This window comes from Dellaglioa kimchii (assembly GCF_046115505.1).
GTDB lineage: Bacteria > Bacillota > Bacilli > Lactobacillales > Lactobacillaceae > Dellaglioa > Dellaglioa kimchii.
Genome location: NZ_CP170736.1, coordinates 1278631 through 1299739 on the forward strand (window position 1 = coordinate 1278631; position 21109 = coordinate 1299739).

A 21109-nucleotide genomic window follows, 5' to 3' on the forward strand; every position below is an offset into this window, starting at 1 on the left:
TTATTTAAAGTTATTTAGTTGACTCATTTACGATACCGCTATCTTTGGTTGGTGAAATAGTCCAGAGTGAATCGTAATTATATTTCCCTTTAGTATCAAAAATTGAAGTTTTAAAATCTAAAGTTAGTTTTGCGTAATAATAAGATTTGTTAATTACAGAACTTGTTGTACCATCACTAAGACTTGATGATGGTAAATCGAAAATTGTCTTATTAGAAGAGCTGAAATCAATTTCATTAGAAGTTGCTGGTCTTTCTTCAAAAGTAAGCGTACCACCATTAAAGTATCCCATGACTCTATGTATTTAAAATATCTTTATCTGTAGGGAGATGCTCAATAAAAAATGATGATTTTTTGTTTTTGAATACATGCGTAGAAGGCCACCCGAAACGGTATCAGAAACCATTGAATGGTTCATTTTATTATAGGTGTCAGTGTCAGAATCACTAAGGTTTTTAGCTGAATAATCTTGAATAGTGGCTGTACCATAGCCATTTGACTTAAAATCTTTAGCGAAATATTGACCTTGTAATGATTGAACATCATCAACATTAAATGTGATTGATCCACTAGCAAATCCAGTAACACCAGTCGCTGACCCTAATGGATATTGATCCGGTGGTACGTAAGCCCCGCTTGATTTAGAATTTGCTTGTACACTTTCAGTAAATGTGAAAAATAAAAATAAACCTAAAAAAATACTTGTAAATAACATGTAAACGCTATAGCTGCTGGTATATATAGACCGAATCATACTAATCCCCCCGATAATATTACTATTGAATCTTATGTAAATTATATGGTACTATTAGGTAAAGGTCAACGTCCCCTTTTAGAGCATTGACTTAATCAATAAATAAATGGGAGGAATTTATATTATGAAAAAGAATTTATTTTTAATTGCAGCATTAGTACTTGGCTCAACAGCAGTTGTTGGCTCAAGTGTCTCAGCAGATTCAACAGACGGTAAAGGTACAGCTAGTTTAAACATTGAAGCAGGTGCTTTTACTCAAACAGGTGCACCATCTTTCAGTTTCACAACAAAATTAAATGAAGCATTAGTTACGACTGGTACAGATATTACATCAACTGGTGCAAAAGATGCTTCTCAAACTTTAGATGTAGCTGATTACGTAGGTACAGATAGTGGTTGGAATGTTACTGCACAATTAGGCGTGATGGCTGATGCTGAAGTTAAGGTTAGCTCATTAGATCTTGCAGCTGCTACAGTTAAAACAGACTCAGATGCCACAGCATCTGCTGCTACTTTAACACCAGCTGGTGCTGCAGCTCCTGTCGCAACAGCTACAACAGGCGCTGGTGCTACAACATTGTCATATGCTGACAATGGTGCAACATTAAAACTTGGTAAAAATACTAAAATTGCAACAACTTCAGCTGATTTAACATGGACTGCAACTCAAGGAAATGCTAGCGCAGCAGCTTTTAACTAAGCTAATTAAAACGTAACAGAAAAAAGACCGCCTAAGGCAGTCTTTTTTTTTAAGGAGAATCGAAATAATGAAATTAAGAAAAATAGTTTTAAGCTTTTTTGCTATCGCGATAGTTACACTTGTTACTGTGTCGACCAATGTCTACGCAAAGTCTAATAGTGCCGGATTTACGGTAGCTAAAGTAACACCTGCTAACCAATATCGAGAGGCTGCACAATTTGATATTAAAATGAACCCTAATTCAACACAGACATTAGCGCTGAAAATTAAGAACTTAGAAAACGATACTAAAACGATTGTTGTGAGCCCTAATAGTTCATATACAAATACGAATGGGCTAATTGTCTACGATAAGACAAATGTAAAAAAGCCAGCAACTGCTAAGTATCAATTTTCAGAACTTGTTTCAAAAAAACAAGATGTTGTGGTTGGACCTAAAAAAACAGAAACAGTTACGTTTACGGTGAAAACACCCGCTACTTCATTTTCTGGTATTGTTTTAGGTGGCTTTAACGTACAAGAAAAAGTTATTAAGGAAAAGAATAAAGGAAAAGGTATTTCAATTACTAATCGATTTGCGTATGTTGTTCAAGCAGTTATTAGAGAATCTGAAACGGCCGATAATCCTAATCCAAAAATAACAATTGGCGATTCTAAAGTGGTATTAAACGCACTTAATAAAGTTTCGTTACAAACAAATATGCAAAATGATGTACCCATTGTGATTGGACCAACAACAATTAAAGCAACTATTACAGAAAATAGTAGTAGTACTGTTTTATATGACAAAACAATTAAGGACGTTGATTTTGCACCCAACGCTAAATTTAGCTATGCATTAGACTTAACTAAAGCCAAGTTAAGCGCTGGTAAATATGATGTCCATTATACCGTTACCGGAAATGATAAATCTTGGGAAGCAACGAATTCATTTACAATTACTAAAGCCAACATTAAACAGATTAAATCAGATAATAAGGCAGCAGAGCCTCATATATCTTGGTTATTGTGGTTAATTATTGGTATTATTGCTTTATTAATCTTATTAGTTTTATTCTTACTTTTTATTATTTTAAAAAGAAGGAAAAAAGATAAGGAAGAATCACTAGAAAATAAGTAATCAAAAATGAATGGTAATCAAAAAGACGTCTAATGTTTTATTAGGCGTCTTTTTGTTGATTATATTTCTTATTCTTTTGATGAATCTACAGCGATACTTGGTGAAGATAATGACCAAGTTGCGTTATCTTGAAATTTACCAGGATGAGTAATTTTTTTAGTTTTTAAACTTAATGATAATTGCGCTGAATAGTAGTTTTTGCTAATAACTGATGTTGTGTCAGTATCAAAAATAGTTGAGTTTAAACTTAAAAGAGTATCTTTAGATGTAATTGTTTTAATATCTGAGGCATTCCCATAAGTGATTGTGGAATTACCAAGCATACTCGTTTGCAGTTTCTCAAACCAACCAAGTTGATCGGGTATAAAGAAAGGATTACTTAGTTTATTTTTATCACTTGTACTAACAACTAAATTCCAGTTAAGTCCAAAAGGATTATCGACAGTTAATAATCCAGTTGCAGTTATTGTAGGTGTCTTTTCAGAAGTTCCTGCTGTAAAATTACCAAAATCAAATACTTTTGGATAGGATACCAAAAGATCTCCTGCAACGTGCAAATTGTATGAAATAGGCGTGTAATCCGGATCTAATTTTGCGAGATTTGCAGCAGAAATTGTATCATTCGTTTTACCGCTTAAGATATCATTAATTGTGTGATTATTATAACTAGAATAGGTACCCGAATCGTGAGTTGATGTGACTAAATATGAAATTCTATTCTTATGGAAAAGATGATAACCAATCAATTCATTATCATCAATTAATTTTGAATATGTGGTCCCATCAGTATAAGCAGATTCGTCATATTTATATTTACTATGGTCCGTACTGTATTTTTTTGCAAGGTCGTCCGCATCTTTAGCAGTGATTTCTAGTTTAGAATTTGTAAGTTCAGTTGTTCCATTTTCTGAATATTTTTCCCAAGGACCATTATTGAAACTGTACCATAAGTAATATTTTTCAGTTTTATTAGTTGTAGATTTTGTATCTATATTGACTGTAGTATCAAGTGACTTTTTAGTTGTTTGAACGGTATTTTCAGGTAATTCATCAGTGATATTATTTAATGAATAGTGAAAATCGTAAGGGTCTATCTGTGGAATATAATGAGTCGTACCAGATCCAGTATCTGTAGAAGTATAACCCGGTAACGAAATAGATTTAATAGTAGGATGAGATGAGTTACTTGAATCAGGATCTTTTAAAAAGTCTTGTATAGCATCATCTCCAAAATCATCAGACGCATCAAAAATACTTTGATAGGCAAGGTCACTAGGAACATTTAAATTACCAATAATATTTTGTCCAGTAACAATACTTCCATATAAGAGACCATCGCTACTTGAATCAACGTCGACATCAGCACTAGGTGCTAATACTGAACCATATAAAGGACTCTTCCAACTTCCGACAAAAATCTTACCATTTTCAGTATTAAAATTATTACTAATATGTGAAGACGTATTGTAGACAGATTTCACTTTTTTAGAGTTCTTATCAGTTGTATCAATTGCAACGGGTTCATCGGATAGAAGATTTTTAGCGGTGATATCTGAACCATTGCTATTTTGTCCGGAAAATAGCGTTCCATCACTATTACCAGCCAACTTGTAATTTATCGAAGATCCGTCAGATTTAGGGGGATAAGCATTGAAGGTCATCCAGCTACCTTGATTAAAATTAAAACTGATACCAGCATCATTATTAGAAAAATGCTTATAATTTAACATGAAAAAAGGCATTTTCATTGTATTAATATCAAAATTGACTAAATTAATTTTGATACCAATAGCATCTTCAAACGAAGGAATAGAGCCATCAATATCAGCAAAGACAACACCTTGATCTGTTGAAGCAGTATTCATATCAACGGTTAATTGAATAACCGTTTTACCAGGTGCATATTTTTCAGCATCAATTGATTTATCTGTATTTAAATCAACACGTTTGATAGCATTATTAGATTTAGTGGTAGAACCTGTTGCCTTAGAGTTTGTGAAATTTGTCGAAGTGAAACTAGCGTAATAATCACTGACATCAGTAATATTTTGAGTAGCATCAGCAAATGATGAAATATCATTGCTTGACATAACAGGAAAATCAGAAAGTTTATCAATAGTATCTTTTTTTGCATTAAATTGCTTGATAGCATCAGCGTAACCGGCATTACTTGAAGGTATGGACCAACCAGCAATGGCTTTTGCGATTTCATCATCAGGGGGAGAGTTCTGTAGATAGTATGATAAATCTTTGACTTTATTATCAGATTTTTAAAAAATAAAGCTATTTTTATTACCATACCACTGAATCATATCAGCTCCAGTAATATTTTCAGAAATCATTGTAGGATTAACCTTTGCATAATCAGCATCAGTTAAATTAGCTGTTGAATCATGAGCATAATTTTTTAAGTATTTTATAGAAGAACCTCCGGCGGTACCTGAGGAAGTAAATGTTTTTGCAAAAAATTGACCTTGTAGGGAGTCAATATCATTAGAATTAAACGTGATTGTACCACCAGCAAAACCAGTGACATTCGTAGCAGCTCCCATCGGGTAACCTACAGGAGGTGTATACGAGGTAGCAGCTTGTACAGTATAGGTAGGTAACACTAAAAAGAACAAGCTGAAACAAAGGAAGATAATTGATCGATAGGTAGTATATAAATTAATATGATTGTTTTTTAGCAAAATAAGACTTCCTTTCAAAATAATTAAAAAGATAATTATTTGATTATATATATATTATAGCCTTGCTAGTATAGGATGTGTAGGGATATTGTCGAAGTATTTGGACAAATATAGCTGATAATTTGGATATACGATTAATAATAAAGAAAATGCGCTATTTTTGACTTTTTATTTAATAAAATCCAGTGATGTTTGTAAGTGTCACTATAGATTAAGCCTTTTCAATTTGGTATACTCAATGAGAAACGTTTTATAAAAAGGGAGATAATAAATTATGATTGAAGCAATTAACTTAAAAGCCGGAATGACTTTTGAACAAGGCGGCAAATTAATTAAAGTTTTAGAAGCAAGTCATCACAAACCAGGTAAAGGTAACACGGTTATGCGTATGAAATTACGTGACGTTCGTACTGGCTCAACTGTTGAAACAACAATGCGTCCAGAAGTTAAAGTTGAACAAGCTAATATTGAAACGAAACCAGTTCAATTCTTGTACAACCAGGATACAATGGCTATTTTTATGGATTTAGAAACATATGAACAATATGAAATTCCAAGAGAAATTATCGAACATGAAGCAAAATTCTTATTGGAAAATATGGAAGTTAAAATCCAATTTTACGGTACAGAAGTTATTGGCTTAACATTACCAACTGTTGTAACATTACGTGTTACTGAAACACAGCCTTCAATCAAAGGCGCTACAGCAACTGGTTCAGGTAAACCAGCAACAATGGAAACAGGACTTGTTGTTAATGTTCCTGATTTCATCGCAGCAGATGACGTTCTTGAAATTAATACACAAGAAGGTACATATCTTAAACGTGCACCTAAATAAGATTGAAAAGGTAGTCTCTTGAGACTGCCTTTTTTTAATCATTAAAAACGAGGAGATTACTATGGGAATTAAACTAGTTGCAATAGATATTGATGATACGTTACTAAATCCAGAGGGCAAATTAGCAAAAGAGACAATTGATGCCGTTAAAAAAGTGACACAAAAGGGAATTAAAGTCGTCCTTTGTACGGGTCGACCTTTAGCTGGTGTGGTTGGATTTCTTGAACAATTAGGGATTAGTGGGGATGACCAATACGTCATTACCTAAAATGGCGCAATTATTGAAACAGTAAGTGGAAAACGTTTAGCGCAACATACGTTAACTTTTGACGACTATACAGCTGCAGATAAATTAAGTTATGAATTAAATGTTCATTACAATATTTTAGATGATGAGAGTCGAATTTATACATCTAATAAAGATGTTGGTCGTGTGACCGTTATTCAAGCAGCTGAAAATAATGAAGGATTATTTGTACGAAATCCAGAAGAAATGTCACGAGACTTAACCGTTTCTAAAATTATGTTTGTGGATGAACCTGAAGTTTTAGATGCACAAATGATTAATATTCAAAAAATATTTGATGATAGTTATTATGTTGTACGTAGTTTGCCAGAATTTTTAGAAGTTTTGAATAAAAAAGCTAATAAAGGAAATGCATTAACAGATTTAATCGCAGAACTGGGATTAAAAGAAGAAGAGGTTATGGCAATAGGAGATCAACATAATGATTTAACGATGTTTGCCATAGCCGGAACGACTGTTGCGATGGGAAATGCTATTCCTGAATTAAAAGAAGCGGCAACTTATGTGACGGAATCAAACGCTAATCATGGCGTTGCGGTCGCATTAGAATGTTATATAGATTAAATAACGATAAAAATATAAAAAAGTTTGGAGTCCGCTTGAGATTAGCGAGATTCCAAACTTTTTATTTAGTCTAAAAGATGCTGCTTTGTTAAGTAGTCGTGTGCGACGGTACTTGCTGGGACATTTTTAACATCAACTAGATAATTCATTTTTTGCATATCTGTATCAGAAATTTTTCCGGTTAATTTATTTAAACTTTTTTTGATGGATGGATATTTTTGTAAGATGCCCTTTGCAACAAGTGGGGCGCCTTGGTAAGGTGGGAATAATGACTTGTCATCTTTTAATGTGACCAAATTATATTTGACGAGCTGACTATCAGTTGAATAGGCATCAACTAAATTTACATTACCATTCACAATGGCTTGATAGCGAAGTGCTGGTTCAAAAGATTTAGTGTTAAATGACAAATGATACTTGCTTTGTAACCCTTTGTAACCATCATCACGGTTTAGAAACTCAAGCGTAAAGCCCGCCTTTATTTTTGAAGATACTCGTGATAAATCAGAAATTTTTGATAGATGATATTTAGTTGCAAAGTCTTTAGTGACAGCGACGGCATAGGTGTTTTGATAAGCCATCGGATTTAAATAATCTAAATCGGATTTAACTTTAATTTCGGTTTTTGCTTGCTGGTAGACTTGATTTTCATTTGTACTTTTGAGTGGTGATTTTACTAATTCTTCAAGTACCGTACCTGAAAATTCTGGGTAAATATCGATTGAATTAGATTTTAGTGCAGAGTATAGAAAACTCGTTTTACCAAAATTTGGTTTTAAAGTAACTTTGATATTGGCGTCGTCATCTTGAATTAAATCTTTATACATATTAATTAGAATTTCAGGTTCTGCCCCCATTTTACCAGCAATGACTAATTCTTTTTTCTGATGTGTGAAAGTATTGATTGTGGCACCAACAGCAAATAGGAATCCTAAGGTAATTAATATAATGGTAATTGTTTTTATCTTTAAATTCTGCAATTGCCGGATTAAAACACTGAAAACAATCGCTAGAATAATAGAACTCAGAGCGCCAATAATAATCAAGCTCATATCATTTCTATCAATTCCCAGCAGAATAAATGTTCCTAACCCGCCAGCACCAATTAAAGCAGCTAGTGTTGCGGTTCCAATAATTAGAACAAGCGCAATACGAATGCCTGAAATAATTAGTGGCATAGCTAAGGGTAATTCAAATCGAATAAGTTTTTGTGCACGTGTCATACCAAATGCAGTTGCGGCTTCTTCTAATGATGGATCAATACCAGTTAAACCTGCATATGTGTTCTGAAAAATGGGCAGTAAAGCATAAACAACTAATGCGATAATTGAAGGTAGCGTTCCAATTCCGACTAGTGGAATTAATAGCCCTAGCAGCGCGAGTGAAGGAATTGTCTGTAAAACACTGGTAATTTGCAACATAATTTCTGCTGCTCTTTTATGCTGTGCTAACCAAATTGCTAAAAAGACGGCAATGATGGTTGCAATCAGCAATGAAAGTAATGATATTTGTAAATGTTGAAGGATAGCGGTCCATAAATCAGCACGGTGCAATTTAAAAGTTGCGATTAAATTTGCCATTGATCATCCACCTCGCTATCAGACATACTTGCACCATAACGAATTAAGCATTGGGCATCAACTGCACCAATGAGATTCTGATTGTTATCTTTAACATTTATAATTGTATATTTAGAAAGTAGAGATATGAGTTCTTTAAATGTCGTTTGAGTTGAGATGACGTGATTATTAGCGAGTTCATCAATTGGAAGACTAAATGATTTTTGAATCATTTCAGCCAAATTAAATTGCGTGTTAGATACGTCTAACCCAAAAAACTCTGAAATAAAATCATTTTTTGGTGCATTTCTAATTTCGTCAGGGGTACCAACTTGAATGAGATTGCCATCATGCATAACACCAACACGAGTTCCGAGGCGAAGAGCTTCAGACATATCATGCGTAATGAAAATAATGGTATTGTGTAGCTCTTCATGTAAATCGATGACGATATCTTGTAATGTTTTTTTTGAGATAGGATCCAGTGCACTAAACGGTTCGTCCATTAAAATTAATTTTGGTTTAGTTGCAATTGCTCGTAAAATACCAATTCGTTGTTGCTCGCCACCGGATAAATCGCTAGGCATTCTCTTACGATATGCTTCAGGCGGCAAACCAACACGCGTTAATAAGGCATCGACACGTTCTCTTTGTTTGTTTTTAGGCCATTTTTGTAATTCTGGTAATAAGCTGATATTTTCAGCAACTGTCATATTAGGAAATAAAGCGATCTGTTGTAAGACATAGCCAATCTGTGAACGTAAAGCATGTAATGGAATCTGATCAATATTTTGATTTTCAAAGTTAATAGTACCCGATGTGGGCTCAATTAATCGATTAATCATTTTTAAAGTTGTCGTTTTACCACTACCACTAGGGCCAACGAGAACAAAAAGTTCCCCTGTATCAATATGTAAGTTTAAGTCGTTTAATACGGTAACTGTTTTGAATGTTTTTTTTACGTGTTTGAAATCTAACAAAATAAAACCCTCATTTCGACTTATTTTATATGTAATATATTTGGAAATGGTAACTATTTCGATGTTAATACTACATGAATGAAAAATATTAAGCAAACGTTTGTTCTTGAAATGGTGAAATTAAATTTTGGTGTAGGAATGGGCTGGATTGATGGATGGAGTAAGTCTTAATATTAAAAATAATATGTAGAAAAATTTGACTTAGAGTCCACTCTAAGTGTTTTAATAGAAACTATTGAAGGAGGCGATTGAATGACGAATGAGCAACAATATAAAATTGGTGAGTTTGCTAAATTAGTTGGGTTATCAAGTTTTACGCTGCGATATTATGAAAAAGAGGGCTTAATTAAGCCTCGCCGTAATTCTGCAGGCTTACGTTATTACACGGAACATGATATTAAATGGGTAGGATTTTTGCTTCATCTTAAGGGGACGGGGATGCGGATTAATGAAATAATTAAATACGTTGAACTACGAGCGCAAGGTGATGCAACCATTAAAGAACGACGCGAGATGCTCAGTCAGGTAAAAGAAAATGCGCTGTCCGAAATGGCAGAATTACAGCATAATATTGAAATTATTTCTCATAAAATTGATTGGTATGATGGAAAAGTTTCACACGGAACAAATGAAGACGAAGTGTCAGAAGATATTAGTTTTGAAAAGTATCTAGAACAATTCGCGATATACGATTAATGCTAGGTTAACCGTATAAAATAAAGGGAGGTAATTATAATGAATGAAGAACAAATTAAAAACGGTCTTTTTCCAATAGGTGAAAAAAATGAAGCATACAAAGATTTCTTTGTTGGTCAAAGTTATTTAGATATGCTAGTGGCAGATCCAGATATTAACGTTGGTGTTGGAAATGTTAGTTTTGAACCTGGAACTCGTAATAATTGGCATATCCATCACGACGGTTACCAACTATTATTGGTCACTGCCGGTGAGGGATGGTACCAAGAAGCAGGGCAACAAGCGCGTCGTTTAAAAGCTGGTGATGTTGTTGTCACAAAAGACGGGATTAAACACTGGCACGGTGCTACAAAAGATAGTTGGTTCTCACATGTTGCTATTACAGCAGGAACACCTGAATGGTTAGAAGCTGTTGATGACGAAACGTACGGTAAATTAGAAGATTAATAGGAGGATATTACATTATGGTAAAGAAACAAACAGCAGGACGCGATAACTTAGGCGAATTTGCACCTAAATTTGCAGAATTAAATGATGATGTTTTATTTGGTGAAGTTTGGTCACGTGAAAGTGAATTACCAGCACATCAACGCAGTCTTATAACAATTTCAGCTTTGATTTCAGGTGGTAACTTTGAACAGTTGCCAGTACACATGGCAATTGGCAAAACAAATGGAATTACAAAAGAAGAAATTGCTGAAATTATCACACATTTATCTTTCTACGTTGGTTGGCCTAAAGCTTGGTCAGCATTTAATATTGCTAAAGACGTTTTTGAAGACTAATTATTTAAAAGTGAGACATGAATCAAATAAATACTGACTCCGTACTTTGTCAAAAGTATCGAGTCAGTATTTTTGCTTACCTAATTATTTCTTGAGGTCTTGTCTGATTAAAAGTGAAATGATAACAATCGTAATCGCGGCAATAATAAATTCTACATTCAAAAAGTGTTTATTTATGAAAAATGCCACAATGACTCTAATTATGGTTGCAATAGCTAATGTTAAGATAAATATTTTAATATAATGGACATTTATATAATCGTTTATTTTTTTAAACATGGAATCAACTCCTTCAGTTACCTAATAATAGTGGCACAAATTAATAAGATAAGCGAATTTTAAGTAATATTATATGATTGCCCAGCAGACGTGAAAGCGCTATAATGTAATTTGTAATTAGTTTAGGAGGAGATAGTTAATGTATCAAGCAAATGAAAAACGTTATGATAAAATGATTTATAATCGTCTTGGTAATAGTGGATTAAAAGTTTCTGCCATTGCCTTAGGCTTATGGAAGAACTTTGGGGATGAGACACCTTTAGCAACGCAAAAAGATATTATTGAAACAGCATTTGATAATGGAATTACTTATTTTGATTTGGCTAATAATTACGGTGATGGTGCTGCCGAAAAGAATTTTGGACGTATTTTACGTGAAGATTTAAGTGCCTACCGGGATGAAATGGTTATTTCAACGAAGGCAGGTTACTATATGTGGCCAGGTCCTTATGGTGAATGGGGTTCAAAGAAAAACTTATTTGCCAGTATGGATCAATCATTGCAACGTATGCAGTTAGATTATGTCGATATTTTCTATCACCATCGTCCAGATCCAGATACACCATTGGAAGAGACAGCTGAAGCTTTGGATTTACTCGTTCGCCAAGGTAAAGCCTTGTATATTGGAATTTCAAATTATCGGGCACCAGAAGCTGAAAAGATGATTCAATTGCTAAAAGCTAAAAACACACCTATCGTTGTCCACCAACCTAGATATAACTTATTAGATCGTTGGATAGAGGATGGATTAAAAGATGTTTTAAAGCAAGAGCAAATAGGAACAGTAGCTTTTAGTCCTTTAGCGCAAGGGTTATTGACTGATCGTTACTTGAATGGTATTCCGGATGATTCTAGAGTGAAACGATTTGATACCTTATCTACTGAAAGAGTTGAATCAACCCTTAAAAAGGTTCGTGCATTAAATGAAATTGCAAAAAATCGTAACCAGACCTTGGCTGAAATGGCACTATCTTGGGATTTGAAAGATAATTCTGTTTCGTCGGTTATTATTGGTGCTAGTCGCGTGAGCCAATTAAAAGATAATTTAAAGGCATTAGAGCATTTGGATTTTGCACCAGAAGAATTAGCAAAAATTGATAAAATTGTGAAATAATAAGGGGGTATATAACCAATAATTTATGGTTATATACCTTTTTTATTTACGGAAAAACTAGTATATACATTTATTTTTATTTTTTTATAATAAGTTATAGATTGTATAAGATTGATGCAACAACGATTATCATGGAAATGTAACAACAATCAATGTATATAAGTGTTATAAACACTATTAGGACGTGCACAACATATTGATTTATATATATTTTTACCGTATTCTAAACAGTATAAATATGGAAGATAAAAGGGGAATTATGATGAAATTAAGTATAAAAAATTTTTTGTTTCTAGCTATATTTCTAATTTTTATTGGAGGCATTATTTCAGGTTGTGGTTCCAAAAATAGCGAGTCTAAAAATAGTGAGTCTAAAAGTAGCCAAGTTAAAAAAAGTGATCAAACTAAAAAGAGTAGTAGCGAAAAAAAAGTTTCAGAAAAATCTAATTCAGTTACAGTACATATAAAGGGAAAGTAGGGATGAAAAATGAAAGTTTTTTACAAAATCATAACAACGATGTTTGTTGGCATGCAAGTAATCTCATCACCATTATCAATTATCTGCCAGCCACAAACGACTAGTGCACAAGAAACAAAGGGAATTCATGTTTTAGATAATAAAGACAAAGAGATTCAAGAAATTAAGGTGCAAGATAAAGATAAATACCAATTAAAAATTAGTGATAATCGTGAAGATTTACAGAAGATGGAAGTTAAATTACCAAGTTTCTTAACTTACCAATCTGTAAAAGGTCTAGAACAAGGATTAACAAGCTATGATAAGAAAACAAATATCGTAACGTTTAATTTAGCTTCATATAAGATTAGTAGCGAACTTGTTTTAACACTTGCTGCACAAAAAGCGAGTGATACTACTGGGAAAGTTGAACTAACTGATTTTGTTAAAAATGGTAGCACTAGCGAAAAAACAATTAGTGCTAAATTTATTCAAAAAGAAGTAACAAAAGAATCAACTAAAAAAACAGATAAAAAAGTAACGACTAACGCTGAAAGTAGCAAACTTGATACTAGATCAGTTGTTCGTCAAGCTCCAGAAGACGTTCCTGACCCACCAACAAAAGGAACAAATATTGAATTAGAGGATACGTTTGAAGTGATTAAAGGGTACGATTCGTATGTTCATTCAAAAAATAAGAATGAAGTGGTTGTTAACGAAGATGGCACTTATAAAAAAGGTGGTCTTTGGTATAAGAATAAAATTAATTTGAAAAAAGATTTCAAAATGAGTATGTATGTCTATTTAGGTGATAAGAACGGTGGTAATATCAATAATGGTGGTGGTGGGGCAGATGGAATTACTTTTGTCATGCAAAACGACCCTAGAGAGTTAGCTGCTATTGGGACTGCAGGTGCCGGACTAGGTGCTTATGGGACTACGAATAGTAATATAAGCAATAAAGATTATATTAGTAAGGGCTTGGCCTTAGAATTTGATACTTTCTATAATAATGGTCAGACAGTCGGAACTAATGATGGTGATGTACCTGAAACGAATAGTGAGTATGGACACATCGCAATTCAAGAAACAAAAGCAGTAGCTAGAGAACATAAAAACTTAATGCTAGGAACTAAAGCTAATCAATTAGCAAATGGTGCATGGCGTAAGGTTAATATGAACTGGGCATCAGCAACTAACACGTTACATTATACGGTTGCAGGTTTTGGCACTGCTAATTATAAGGTAGCCGATCCTGACAAATTATTTGGCGGCTCAGAAGTTTATTGGGGATTTACAGGATCAACTGGAACTTATACGAACTATCAAGCTGTAGCGATTGAAGAATTACCTGACCAAACAAAATCGACATTGAAAAAAGATGTTAAGAATATTACGAATAAAGATAGTGATTACAAAACAAAAACAATTGAAAAGAAGGGCGATACAGTTGAATATCGTCTCGCTTATGAATCAAATAAAGAAAATACACAAGATTTAACTAATGGAGAAATAAAAGATGTCTTAGATGCACGTCATACTTATGTACCTGGTTCATTAATGATTGATGGTACTAAGCAAACAGATACTGTTTGGAATAAAGGTGACATCAAATTAGGTAATATTACTCCTGGAACTAAGCGAGAAGTTGTTTTTCAAGCTAAAGTAACAGGGACGGGCGACATTTTAAATCAAGGATTATTTGCTTCTAAATATTCTAATCCAGTTGAGTCTAACAAAACAGTTATTTATAACGGTGACGCTACGATAACTAAAACAGATGGCGACACTGGAACACCTTTAAAGGGTGTTAAATATAGTTTAAAAGACGCTAGAGGAAAAGTAATAAAAACAGACTTAACAACTGATGCTAAAGGTCAATTTGACTTGCATTATTTAGAACCAGGTGATTATACAATTGAAGAAACAACTGCTTTACCTGGCTATATTAAAGATACAAAAGCACATATGATAACAATTACAAAAGATCAAAAAGTTCCAGTTAAATTAGATCTTAAAAATTATAAAGAAGTTACTAAACCACAATTAACTAAGTCAGCAAGTGTTAAATCAGCTAAGTTAGGTGATACGTACATGTATACACTTAAAGTTACTAATCCTAGTAACAATGGGACTTGGCATGATGTCACAATGACAGATAGTTTAGATACTGCTAATCTTGAATTAGTAGCAAATAGTACAACCCTTGATGGAAAAGCAATTAGTGACGCAACATCTTGGACAGGCAAGAAAACATTTAACTATAATGTTGGTAATTTAAAAGCAGGAGAATCTAAAACTGTTACATTTAAAGTAAAAGTTATAAATATTCCTAAAAATAAAATTATCGATAATGCTGCAAATGCAACGGGTAAAGATGCAACAGGTAAAGAAGTTAAACCTGATGAAGCTAAAGTTAGAGTTCCTGTTGAGTATAAAGATGGACAACTTGCTTCTGTAAAATCTGTAACCGATGAAAAAGGAAACAATATTAACGGTAAAGAAGTTTCAGTTGGAGATACTATCCATTTCAACATTAAAGTTAAAAATACCGTTGATAACAGTATCATATCAAGTGTTGTTGTTAAAGATAATTTAATCAAAGCATTTGCATATAAAGCAGGAACATTAACTGTTACTGATGTTAATGGCAACAAAAAAACTGCTGCTGACACTAACTTTAATGGTCAAAATTTAAAAATTAATGTTGGTGATTTAAAAGGACAAGAAGAAGTAACTGTTGGATTTGACGTTACAATTACAGCAGATGCTGATGGTAATATGAAAAACGTTGCACTTGTTTCAGGAACGACACCAGGTGGTGAAATTCCTGAAGAGCCAACACCAGAAACAGATAATACGACACACCCTAAACCAACACTTAAAAAATCTTCTGATGTTACCCATGTTTTAGGATATGGCGATACATTTGAATATACAATTAAAGTAGGCAATGAAAAGGGTGCAGGAATCTGGCACAATGCTCAAGTAACCGATGCAATTAAAGGACAATATTTAAATTATGTTGCAGGTTCAACAAAATTAGATGATAAAGCTATTCCTGACGCAACAGCTTGGAATGCAAATACATTATCAATGAAGTTGGGCGATTTAAAAGCAGGCGAGTCTAAAACAATTACGTTTAAAGTAAAAGTTAAAGCTATCCCAGAAGAAAAACAAACTGTTATTCCTAATACTGCCAAAGCAACAGGTGAAGACAGTAAAGGTAATCCAGTTAATCCACCAGAATCAACTGTTAATGTACCAGTTGATTACAAAATTGGTGAATTAGGAATTGTTAAAACGGTTAGTGATAAAAATGGTAACAATATTAATGGTAATGTCGTTAAAATTGGAGATACACTTCACTTTGACGTGACTGCATCTAATATTAGTGAAATTGGCACAATATTAAGAGGAATTAAAGTTAAAGATGAATTAGTTGATGCCTTTTTATACACACCTGGAACATTAACGGTTACGCAACCTGATGGTACAGTCGTTAAAGCTAGCGATAGTAATTTTAATGGGCAAAATCTAAAAATAGATGTTGGTAATTTAAAGGGTAAAGAATCTGTTACTGTTGGATTTGATGTAACAGTTACTGATAAAGCTTCTGGTAAATTGGAAAACGTTGCTATTATTTCAGGAACAACTCCAGAAATACCAGATACGCCAACACCACCAACAACTAATTATGCTAATCCACAACCTACATTAACGAAAACAAGTGATGTAACGGAAACAGAATTAGGTAAAAATATCAATTACACACTTACTTCAAAAAATTCACATGATGCGGGTACTTGGCATGATGCAAGTATTTCAGATAAATTGGATACAAATTATTTGGAATATGTTAAAGGATCGACAAAAGTAAATGGAAAATCTGTGGCTGATAAAGATGTTTGGAATGGTAATCTTTTGAAGGTCGATTTAGGAAATGTTAAAAATGATCAAAAAGATGTCGTAACTTTTAAAGTAAAAGTTATTGCAATTCCTAATAATAAGGTTATTTCTAATACTGTTTCTGCAACTGGTAATGATAGTGAAGGTAATGAAGTATCACCACCTGATGCAACAGTAGATGTTCCAGTTAATTATATGCCAGGGGCATTAAAGAGCTTGAAAACAGTTTCAGATGCTGCCGGTAATAATTTAAATGGACAAGAAGTAAAAGTTGGAGATACTTTACATTTTGAAATCAAAGTAACTAACGTTGTTAAAGATAGTATTGTAACGGACGTTTTAGTGAAAGATTCATTAGAAAAAGGCTTCACATATACTCCAGGAACACTTAAAGTTAATGGTAAAACAGTTAGTGATAAAGGTGTTTCAGGTCAAGATATTAGTGTTAATGTAGGAGATTTGAAACATGATGAAACGTCTGTTTTAAGTTTCGACGTTAAAATTAATGAGAAAGCTTCTTCAGATATGACTAACGTAGCCTTTGTTGAAGGTAAAACACCTGAAGGAGAAGTACCACCGACACCAACACCAGAAACAAATAATGAAACAAAACCTAATCCAACTTTAGAAAAAGTAGCTAGTGTACAAAAAACACATTTGGGAGAAACATTCCAATACACAATTAAAGCTAGCAACGCTAAAGATGCTGCTAAATGGATTAATGTAACTGTTGGCGATAAACTAGATAGTCGTTATTTAGAATATGTTAAAAATTCGACAAGAGTTGATGGCAAAGCAGTTAGCGATAACCCAGGATGGACAGCAAATAAATTAGATCTTAATATTGGTGATATAGAAACGGGAGAAAGTGTTTCTATTACATTCACTGTTAGAGTAATCGCGGTACCAGATAACAAGAATATTGCAAATACGGCAAGTTCAACTGGTGAAGATAGTGAAGGTAAAAAAGTATCACCACCAGATGCTTCAGCTGATGTATCTGTTGATTATCAAGAAGGTAAATTAAAACTTGATAAAGCAGTATCTGATTCAAAAGGAAATAATATTAATAATCAAGAAGTGAAGATTGGCGATACGTTACATTATGATATTACCGCTGAAAACACAAATGAATTTGGAATGATCTATAATGTTTTTGTTAAAGATAATCTTGTTAAAGGATTAGAATACAAAGCTGGAACATTAACAGTAGATGGTAAAGCAACAGCTGATAGTCATTTTAACGGCCAAAACTTGAATGTTAATATTGGTGATTTAAAAGGCAGTCAAAAAGTTGTTGTAGGATTTGATGTTATCGTAACGAAAGATGCCGATGGCAAATTAGATAATGTTGCGACTGGTACAGGAACAACACCAGATGGTGAAGTACCAGAAGTACCTACACCAGAAACAGAGAACCCAACAAATCCAAAACCAAGTTTAGAAAAAACTGCCAGTCAATCTGATGTAAAATTAGGTGACACATTTACTTACACAATTAATGCGAGAAATGCAAAAGGTGCAAGTACATGGCACGATGCAGTTGTTAAAGATAATCTTGATACAAAACATTTAGAATTAGTTGCAAACACAACTATGATCAATGGGGAAAAAGTTTCTGATAAAGAAGCTTGGAATAAAGATACATTAACAGCAAAAATGGGTGACATTGAAGCAGGAACGACTAAGTCGGTAACCTTTAAAGTCAAAGTGATTTCAGATGAAAAAGGTTCAGAAATTAGTAATACTGCAACAGGTGAAGGAACAGATGGTGATGGACATAAAGTAACACCACCAGACGTAACAGTAACTGTTCCTATCACAAAGGTCCCTGTAGTACCAGCTAACGTCGCACCAAAACCAAGTCTTGAAAAGACAGCAAGTCAATCTGATGTAAAATTAGGTGACACATTCACATACACAATCAACGCAAAAAATGCAAAAGATGCAGGTGTATGGAAAGATGCAGTTGTCAAAGATAACTTAGATACAAAACATTTGGAATTAGTAGCAAATACAACTAGCGTTGATGGTAAAATTATTTCTGATAAGGAAGCTTGGAATAAGGGTACATTAACAGCTAAATTGGGTGATCTTGAAGCCGGAGCTACTAAGACAGTTATGTTTAAGGTCAAAGTTATTGCAGGAGAAGAAGGGTCACAAATTAGTAATACTGCAACAGGTGAAGGAACAGATGGTGATGGACATAAAGTAACACCACCAAATAGTAGCTTTGAAGTAACAGTTGTTGATAAGAATACCGTAACAACACCAACACCAGTTGAAGTAGATAATAATAAGTCAGCAACACCTTCTCAAACGCAAAAAGAATTACCACAAACTGGAGAATCAGCTGGTAGTTTCTTAATGCTTATGGGATTAGGATTAATTAGTCTTTTAGGATTTGCTGTTTATCGTCGTAGAAGAGACTAAAAACTAATTAACTAAAGAATTAAATAGTAGCAAAAAGACATGAATCCGATTTTTACGGATTCATGTCTTTTTTTGTTATATCAAATGGAATTTCAATTAATCTTGATTTTCGAGGATTTCTCGAAATGGAATTAAACCTTCTGCTTGGTATTCTTTAATAAAAGCCTTAACAGCATCTGGATCTTGTGTTTCAGGATCAATAACGAGTTGTTCAACAGGAAGTGGACGGTCAGAAGTTACTTTAACATCGATCACAACAGGCACTTTTGAACCTTTAGCTTCAGCAAAAGCAGTTTTTAATTCTGCTAATGTCCGAACGGTATAACCTTTAGCTCCCATATCATTGGCAATTGCACCCCAATCAGCATCAATTAAATCGATACCTGAGTGAGGTTGTTGTTTATCATCTTGTTCAGCACGGATGAAGCCAAGTTCCTGATTGCTTAAGACAACATTAATGATAGGCATGTTGTATTTAACTTGTGTTAAGACATCTTGCATGACCATCGTCCAACCACCGTCACCAGAAATTGAGAAAACTTGACGATCTGGAAATGCAGAGTGAGCCCCAATTGCTGCGGGTAGTGCATAACCCATCGTTGCGTACCATGCGGATGTTGTAAATTTATTTTTCTCACCAAGACGTAAGAAACGCATTGCTTCAATCGTTACATTACCAACATCGATTTGGAAAATTGCATCGTCATCTTTAATTTTGTTAATTTCATTGAAAACTGGTTCAAAACGAAGTGGCTTACTGTCATCTTCAGTAAAGCTATCAATCCATTTAATCCAGTTTTCTTTGTTAGCGATGGCAGCTTTGAACCATTTTGTTGGTGCAACAGGTGTTTTAACGGCTTTATTTAATGCGATTAAAGTTTCCTTACCATCGGCTAAAATAGGGACATCAACTGAATGACGTTTACCTAATTTTTCAGAATCAATATCGACCTGAATGAATTTAGCATCTGGAGAAAAGAAATATTCACCAAATGGAAAATCAGAGCCAATGAAAAGAACAGCATCAGCGCCACGAAGAAGGTCAACGCCAGGTTTACCTGCAACTCGTCCAGCAGAACCCATGTATGCTTTGTAATCATCAGGAATAATTGTTTTGGCAAGCGCAGTTGTTGCGATTGGTAATGATAATTTTTCAGATAATTCAATTAATTCTTTACCGGCACCACGGATCCCTTTCCCAGCATAAATAATGGGTGTCTTAGCTGTTGTTAAAATATCTAAGGCATCTTGGATCTGTTTATCACGAGGCATTGGGTAAAGAGGTTCTTGGTGTGTTGCGGCTGTTGAAACAAAGGTGTCATCGATTTCTTGCCAACCTAAATCAGTCGGAATTGTAACAACTGCGACGCCATTATATTTGTAGGCTTGACGAATAGCTTCATCAACAACAATGGGTAAGTTTTCGGGTGTAGTTGCTGTTCTGTTATAAATAGAAACATCCTCAAACATTGGATTTTCATTCATTTCTTGGAAATAGTTTGTATTCATCACTTGTGTACCAACTTGACCAACTAAGGCAAGAACAGGAACACCATCATATTTAGCATCGTAAAGTCCGTTTAATAGATGGACAGCACCGGGACCAGCGGAACCAAAAGTAACACCTAATTTTCCAGTTACTTTAGCTTCACCAACTGCTGCGAGTGCGCCAACTTCTTCATGACGAACTTGTACGTAATTAATTGTATTTTTACGATTATGTAGTGCATTCATTGTTGAATCAAATGAACCACCTGGCAACCCATAGACGGTTTTAACGCCCCAATCTTCTAAAACTTTAAGCATAGCATCTGATGCATTAATTTTTTTTGGCATAATAGTAAATCTCCTTCTTGAAAAATTTTATTCTACAATGATAGTATAAATCTACCAATGAATTAACACCAGTGAAAGCATTTACTTT

Annotated in this window: 16 protein-coding genes and 1 pseudogene; 10 read left to right on the plus strand and 7 right to left on the minus strand. The window is 33.9% G+C overall.

Annotation, left to right across the window (positions count from 1 at the left end; all coding sequences use genetic code 11):
• Positions 1–10: 10 nt before the first annotated feature.
• Complete coding sequence (locus tag ACE83Q_RS06330) at positions 11–292, minus strand: hypothetical protein (RefSeq protein WP_409021896.1); 282 nt, start codon at positions 290–292, stop codon at positions 11–13.
• A 12-nt stretch (positions 293–304) separates the two neighbouring features.
• Positions 305–754 carry a hypothetical protein gene (locus ACE83Q_RS06335; protein ID WP_409021897.1) on the minus strand — a complete coding sequence of 150 codons (450 nt, stop codon included), beginning with the start codon at positions 752–754 and terminating at the stop codon, positions 305–307.
• A gap of 124 nt (positions 755–878) precedes the next feature.
• Here ACE83Q_RS06335 and ACE83Q_RS06340 point away from each other — a divergent pair, with 124 nt between their 5' ends.
• Complete coding sequence (locus tag ACE83Q_RS06340; RefSeq protein ID WP_409021898.1) at positions 879–1454, plus strand: hypothetical protein; 576 nt, start codon at positions 879–881, stop codon at positions 1452–1454.
• A gap of 67 nt (positions 1455–1521) precedes the next feature.
• Positions 1522–2574: a DUF916 and DUF3324 domain-containing protein gene (locus tag ACE83Q_RS06345; protein ID WP_409021899.1), complete on the plus strand. Its 1053-nt coding sequence runs from the start codon at positions 1522–1524 to the stop codon at positions 2572–2574.
• A 68-nt stretch (positions 2575–2642) separates the two neighbouring features.
• Here the strand turns inward: ACE83Q_RS06345 and ACE83Q_RS06350 are convergent, their stop codons facing one another.
• Entirely contained in the window at positions 2643–4664 is a 2022-nt protein-coding gene (locus tag ACE83Q_RS06350; protein ID WP_409021900.1) for a hypothetical protein, read from the minus strand.
• 180 nt (positions 4665–4844) lie between these two features.
• Complete coding sequence (locus tag ACE83Q_RS06355; RefSeq protein WP_409021901.1) at positions 4845–5264, minus strand: hypothetical protein; 420 nt, start codon at positions 5262–5264, stop codon at positions 4845–4847.
• A 274-nt stretch (positions 5265–5538) separates the two neighbouring features.
• On the opposite strand from ACE83Q_RS06355, the gene efp reads away from it, so the two are divergent.
• Complete coding sequence (gene efp, locus ACE83Q_RS06360; RefSeq protein WP_409021902.1) at positions 5539–6102, plus strand: elongation factor P; 564 nt, start codon at positions 5539–5541, stop codon at positions 6100–6102.
• A gap of 61 nt (positions 6103–6163) precedes the next feature.
• Positions 6164–6973: pseudogene (yidA, locus tag ACE83Q_RS06365) on the plus strand (sugar-phosphatase).
• Between the two features lie 65 nt (positions 6974–7038).
• Here yidA and ACE83Q_RS06370 read toward each other — a convergent pair.
• Both ACE83Q_RS06370 and ACE83Q_RS06375 read right to left on the minus strand, forming a co-directional pair.
• Positions 7039–8553 (minus strand): ABC transporter permease/substrate-binding protein, encoded by a 1515-nt coding sequence (locus tag ACE83Q_RS06370; protein ID WP_409021903.1) that lies wholly within the window; start codon positions 8551–8553, stop codon positions 7039–7041.
• The gene (locus ACE83Q_RS06375; protein WP_409021904.1) at positions 8541–9512 is read right to left on the minus strand and encodes an ABC transporter ATP-binding protein; all 972 of its coding nucleotides are present in this window, start codon (positions 9510–9512) and stop codon (positions 8541–8543) included. The genes ACE83Q_RS06370 and ACE83Q_RS06375 overlap by 13 nt, the downstream gene beginning before the upstream one ends.
• Before the next feature lie 252 nt (positions 9513–9764).
• On the opposite strand from ACE83Q_RS06375, the gene ACE83Q_RS06380 reads away from it, so the two are divergent.
• The 6 genes from ACE83Q_RS06380 (at position 9765) to ACE83Q_RS06405 (ending at position 19185) form a co-directional block, all read left to right on the plus strand.
• A complete protein-coding gene (locus tag ACE83Q_RS06380) occupies positions 9765–10208 on the plus strand; it encodes a MerR family transcriptional regulator (protein WP_409021905.1) in 444 nt (147 codons plus the stop codon).
• A gap of 39 nt (positions 10209–10247) precedes the next feature.
• The gene (locus ACE83Q_RS06385) at positions 10248–10655 is read left to right on the plus strand and encodes a cupin domain-containing protein (protein ID WP_409021906.1); all 408 of its coding nucleotides are present in this window, start codon (positions 10248–10250) and stop codon (positions 10653–10655) included.
• Between the two features lie 17 nt (positions 10656–10672).
• Complete coding sequence (locus tag ACE83Q_RS06390; protein ID WP_409021908.1) at positions 10673–10993, plus strand: carboxymuconolactone decarboxylase family protein; 321 nt, start codon at positions 10673–10675, stop codon at positions 10991–10993.
• A 418-nt stretch (positions 10994–11411) separates the two neighbouring features.
• Positions 11412–12386: an aldo/keto reductase gene (locus tag ACE83Q_RS06395; protein ID WP_409021909.1), complete on the plus strand. Its 975-nt coding sequence runs from the start codon at positions 11412–11414 to the stop codon at positions 12384–12386.
• A 238-nt stretch (positions 12387–12624) separates the two neighbouring features.
• The gene (locus tag ACE83Q_RS06400) at positions 12625–12864 is read left to right on the plus strand and encodes a hypothetical protein (protein WP_409021911.1); all 240 of its coding nucleotides are present in this window, start codon (positions 12625–12627) and stop codon (positions 12862–12864) included.
• Between the two features lie 9 nt (positions 12865–12873).
• Positions 12874–19185 carry an isopeptide-forming domain-containing fimbrial protein gene (locus ACE83Q_RS06405; protein ID WP_409021912.1) on the plus strand — a complete coding sequence of 2104 codons (6312 nt, stop codon included), beginning with the start codon at positions 12874–12876 and terminating at the stop codon, positions 19183–19185.
• A gap of 96 nt (positions 19186–19281) precedes the next feature.
• Here ACE83Q_RS06405 and spxB read toward each other — a convergent pair whose 3' ends face one another.
• On the minus strand, positions 19282–21021 hold the full coding sequence (gene spxB / locus ACE83Q_RS06410) for a pyruvate oxidase (protein WP_409021913.1): 1740 nt from the start codon (positions 21019–21021) through the stop codon (positions 19282–19284).
• Positions 21022–21109 lie beyond the last annotated feature (88 nt).

What these genes read in the sequence shown, in the direction of transcription:
- spxB (WP_409021913.1), bottom strand. Translation starts at nt 21,021, where the DNA reads ATGCCAAAAAAAATTAATGCATCAGATGCTATGCTTAAAGTTTTAGAA.
- ACE83Q_RS06350 (WP_409021900.1), bottom strand. Translation starts at nt 4,664, where the DNA reads ATGTCAAGCAATGATATTTCATCATTTGCTGATGCTACTCAAAATATT.
- ACE83Q_RS06330 (WP_409021896.1), bottom strand. Translation starts at nt 292, where the DNA reads ATGGGATACTTTAATGGTGGTACGCTTACTTTTGAAGAAAGACCAGCA.
- ACE83Q_RS06405 (WP_409021912.1), top strand. Translation starts at nt 12,874, where the DNA reads ATGAAAGTTTTTTACAAAATCATAACAACGATGTTTGTTGGCATGCAA.
- ACE83Q_RS06380 (WP_409021905.1), top strand. Translation starts at nt 9,765, where the DNA reads ATGACGAATGAGCAACAATATAAAATTGGTGAGTTTGCTAAATTAGTT.
- efp (WP_409021902.1), top strand. Translation starts at nt 5,539, where the DNA reads ATGATTGAAGCAATTAACTTAAAAGCCGGAATGACTTTTGAACAAGGC.
- ACE83Q_RS06370 (WP_409021903.1), bottom strand. Translation starts at nt 8,553, where the DNA reads ATGGCAAATTTAATCGCAACTTTTAAATTGCACCGTGCTGATTTATGG.
- ACE83Q_RS06385 (WP_409021906.1), top strand. Translation starts at nt 10,248, where the DNA reads ATGAATGAAGAACAAATTAAAAACGGTCTTTTTCCAATAGGTGAAAAA.
- ACE83Q_RS06345 (WP_409021899.1), top strand. Translation starts at nt 1,522, where the DNA reads ATGAAATTAAGAAAAATAGTTTTAAGCTTTTTTGCTATCGCGATAGTT.
- ACE83Q_RS06395 (WP_409021909.1), top strand. Translation starts at nt 11,412, where the DNA reads ATGTATCAAGCAAATGAAAAACGTTATGATAAAATGATTTATAATCGT.
- ACE83Q_RS06335 (WP_409021897.1), bottom strand. Translation starts at nt 754, where the DNA reads ATGATTCGGTCTATATATACCAGCAGCTATAGCGTTTACATGTTATTT.
- ACE83Q_RS06390 (WP_409021908.1), top strand. Translation starts at nt 10,673, where the DNA reads ATGGTAAAGAAACAAACAGCAGGACGCGATAACTTAGGCGAATTTGCA.
- ACE83Q_RS06400 (WP_409021911.1), top strand. Translation starts at nt 12,625, where the DNA reads ATGGAAGATAAAAGGGGAATTATGATGAAATTAAGTATAAAAAATTTT.
- ACE83Q_RS06340 (WP_409021898.1), top strand. Translation starts at nt 879, where the DNA reads ATGAAAAAGAATTTATTTTTAATTGCAGCATTAGTACTTGGCTCAACA.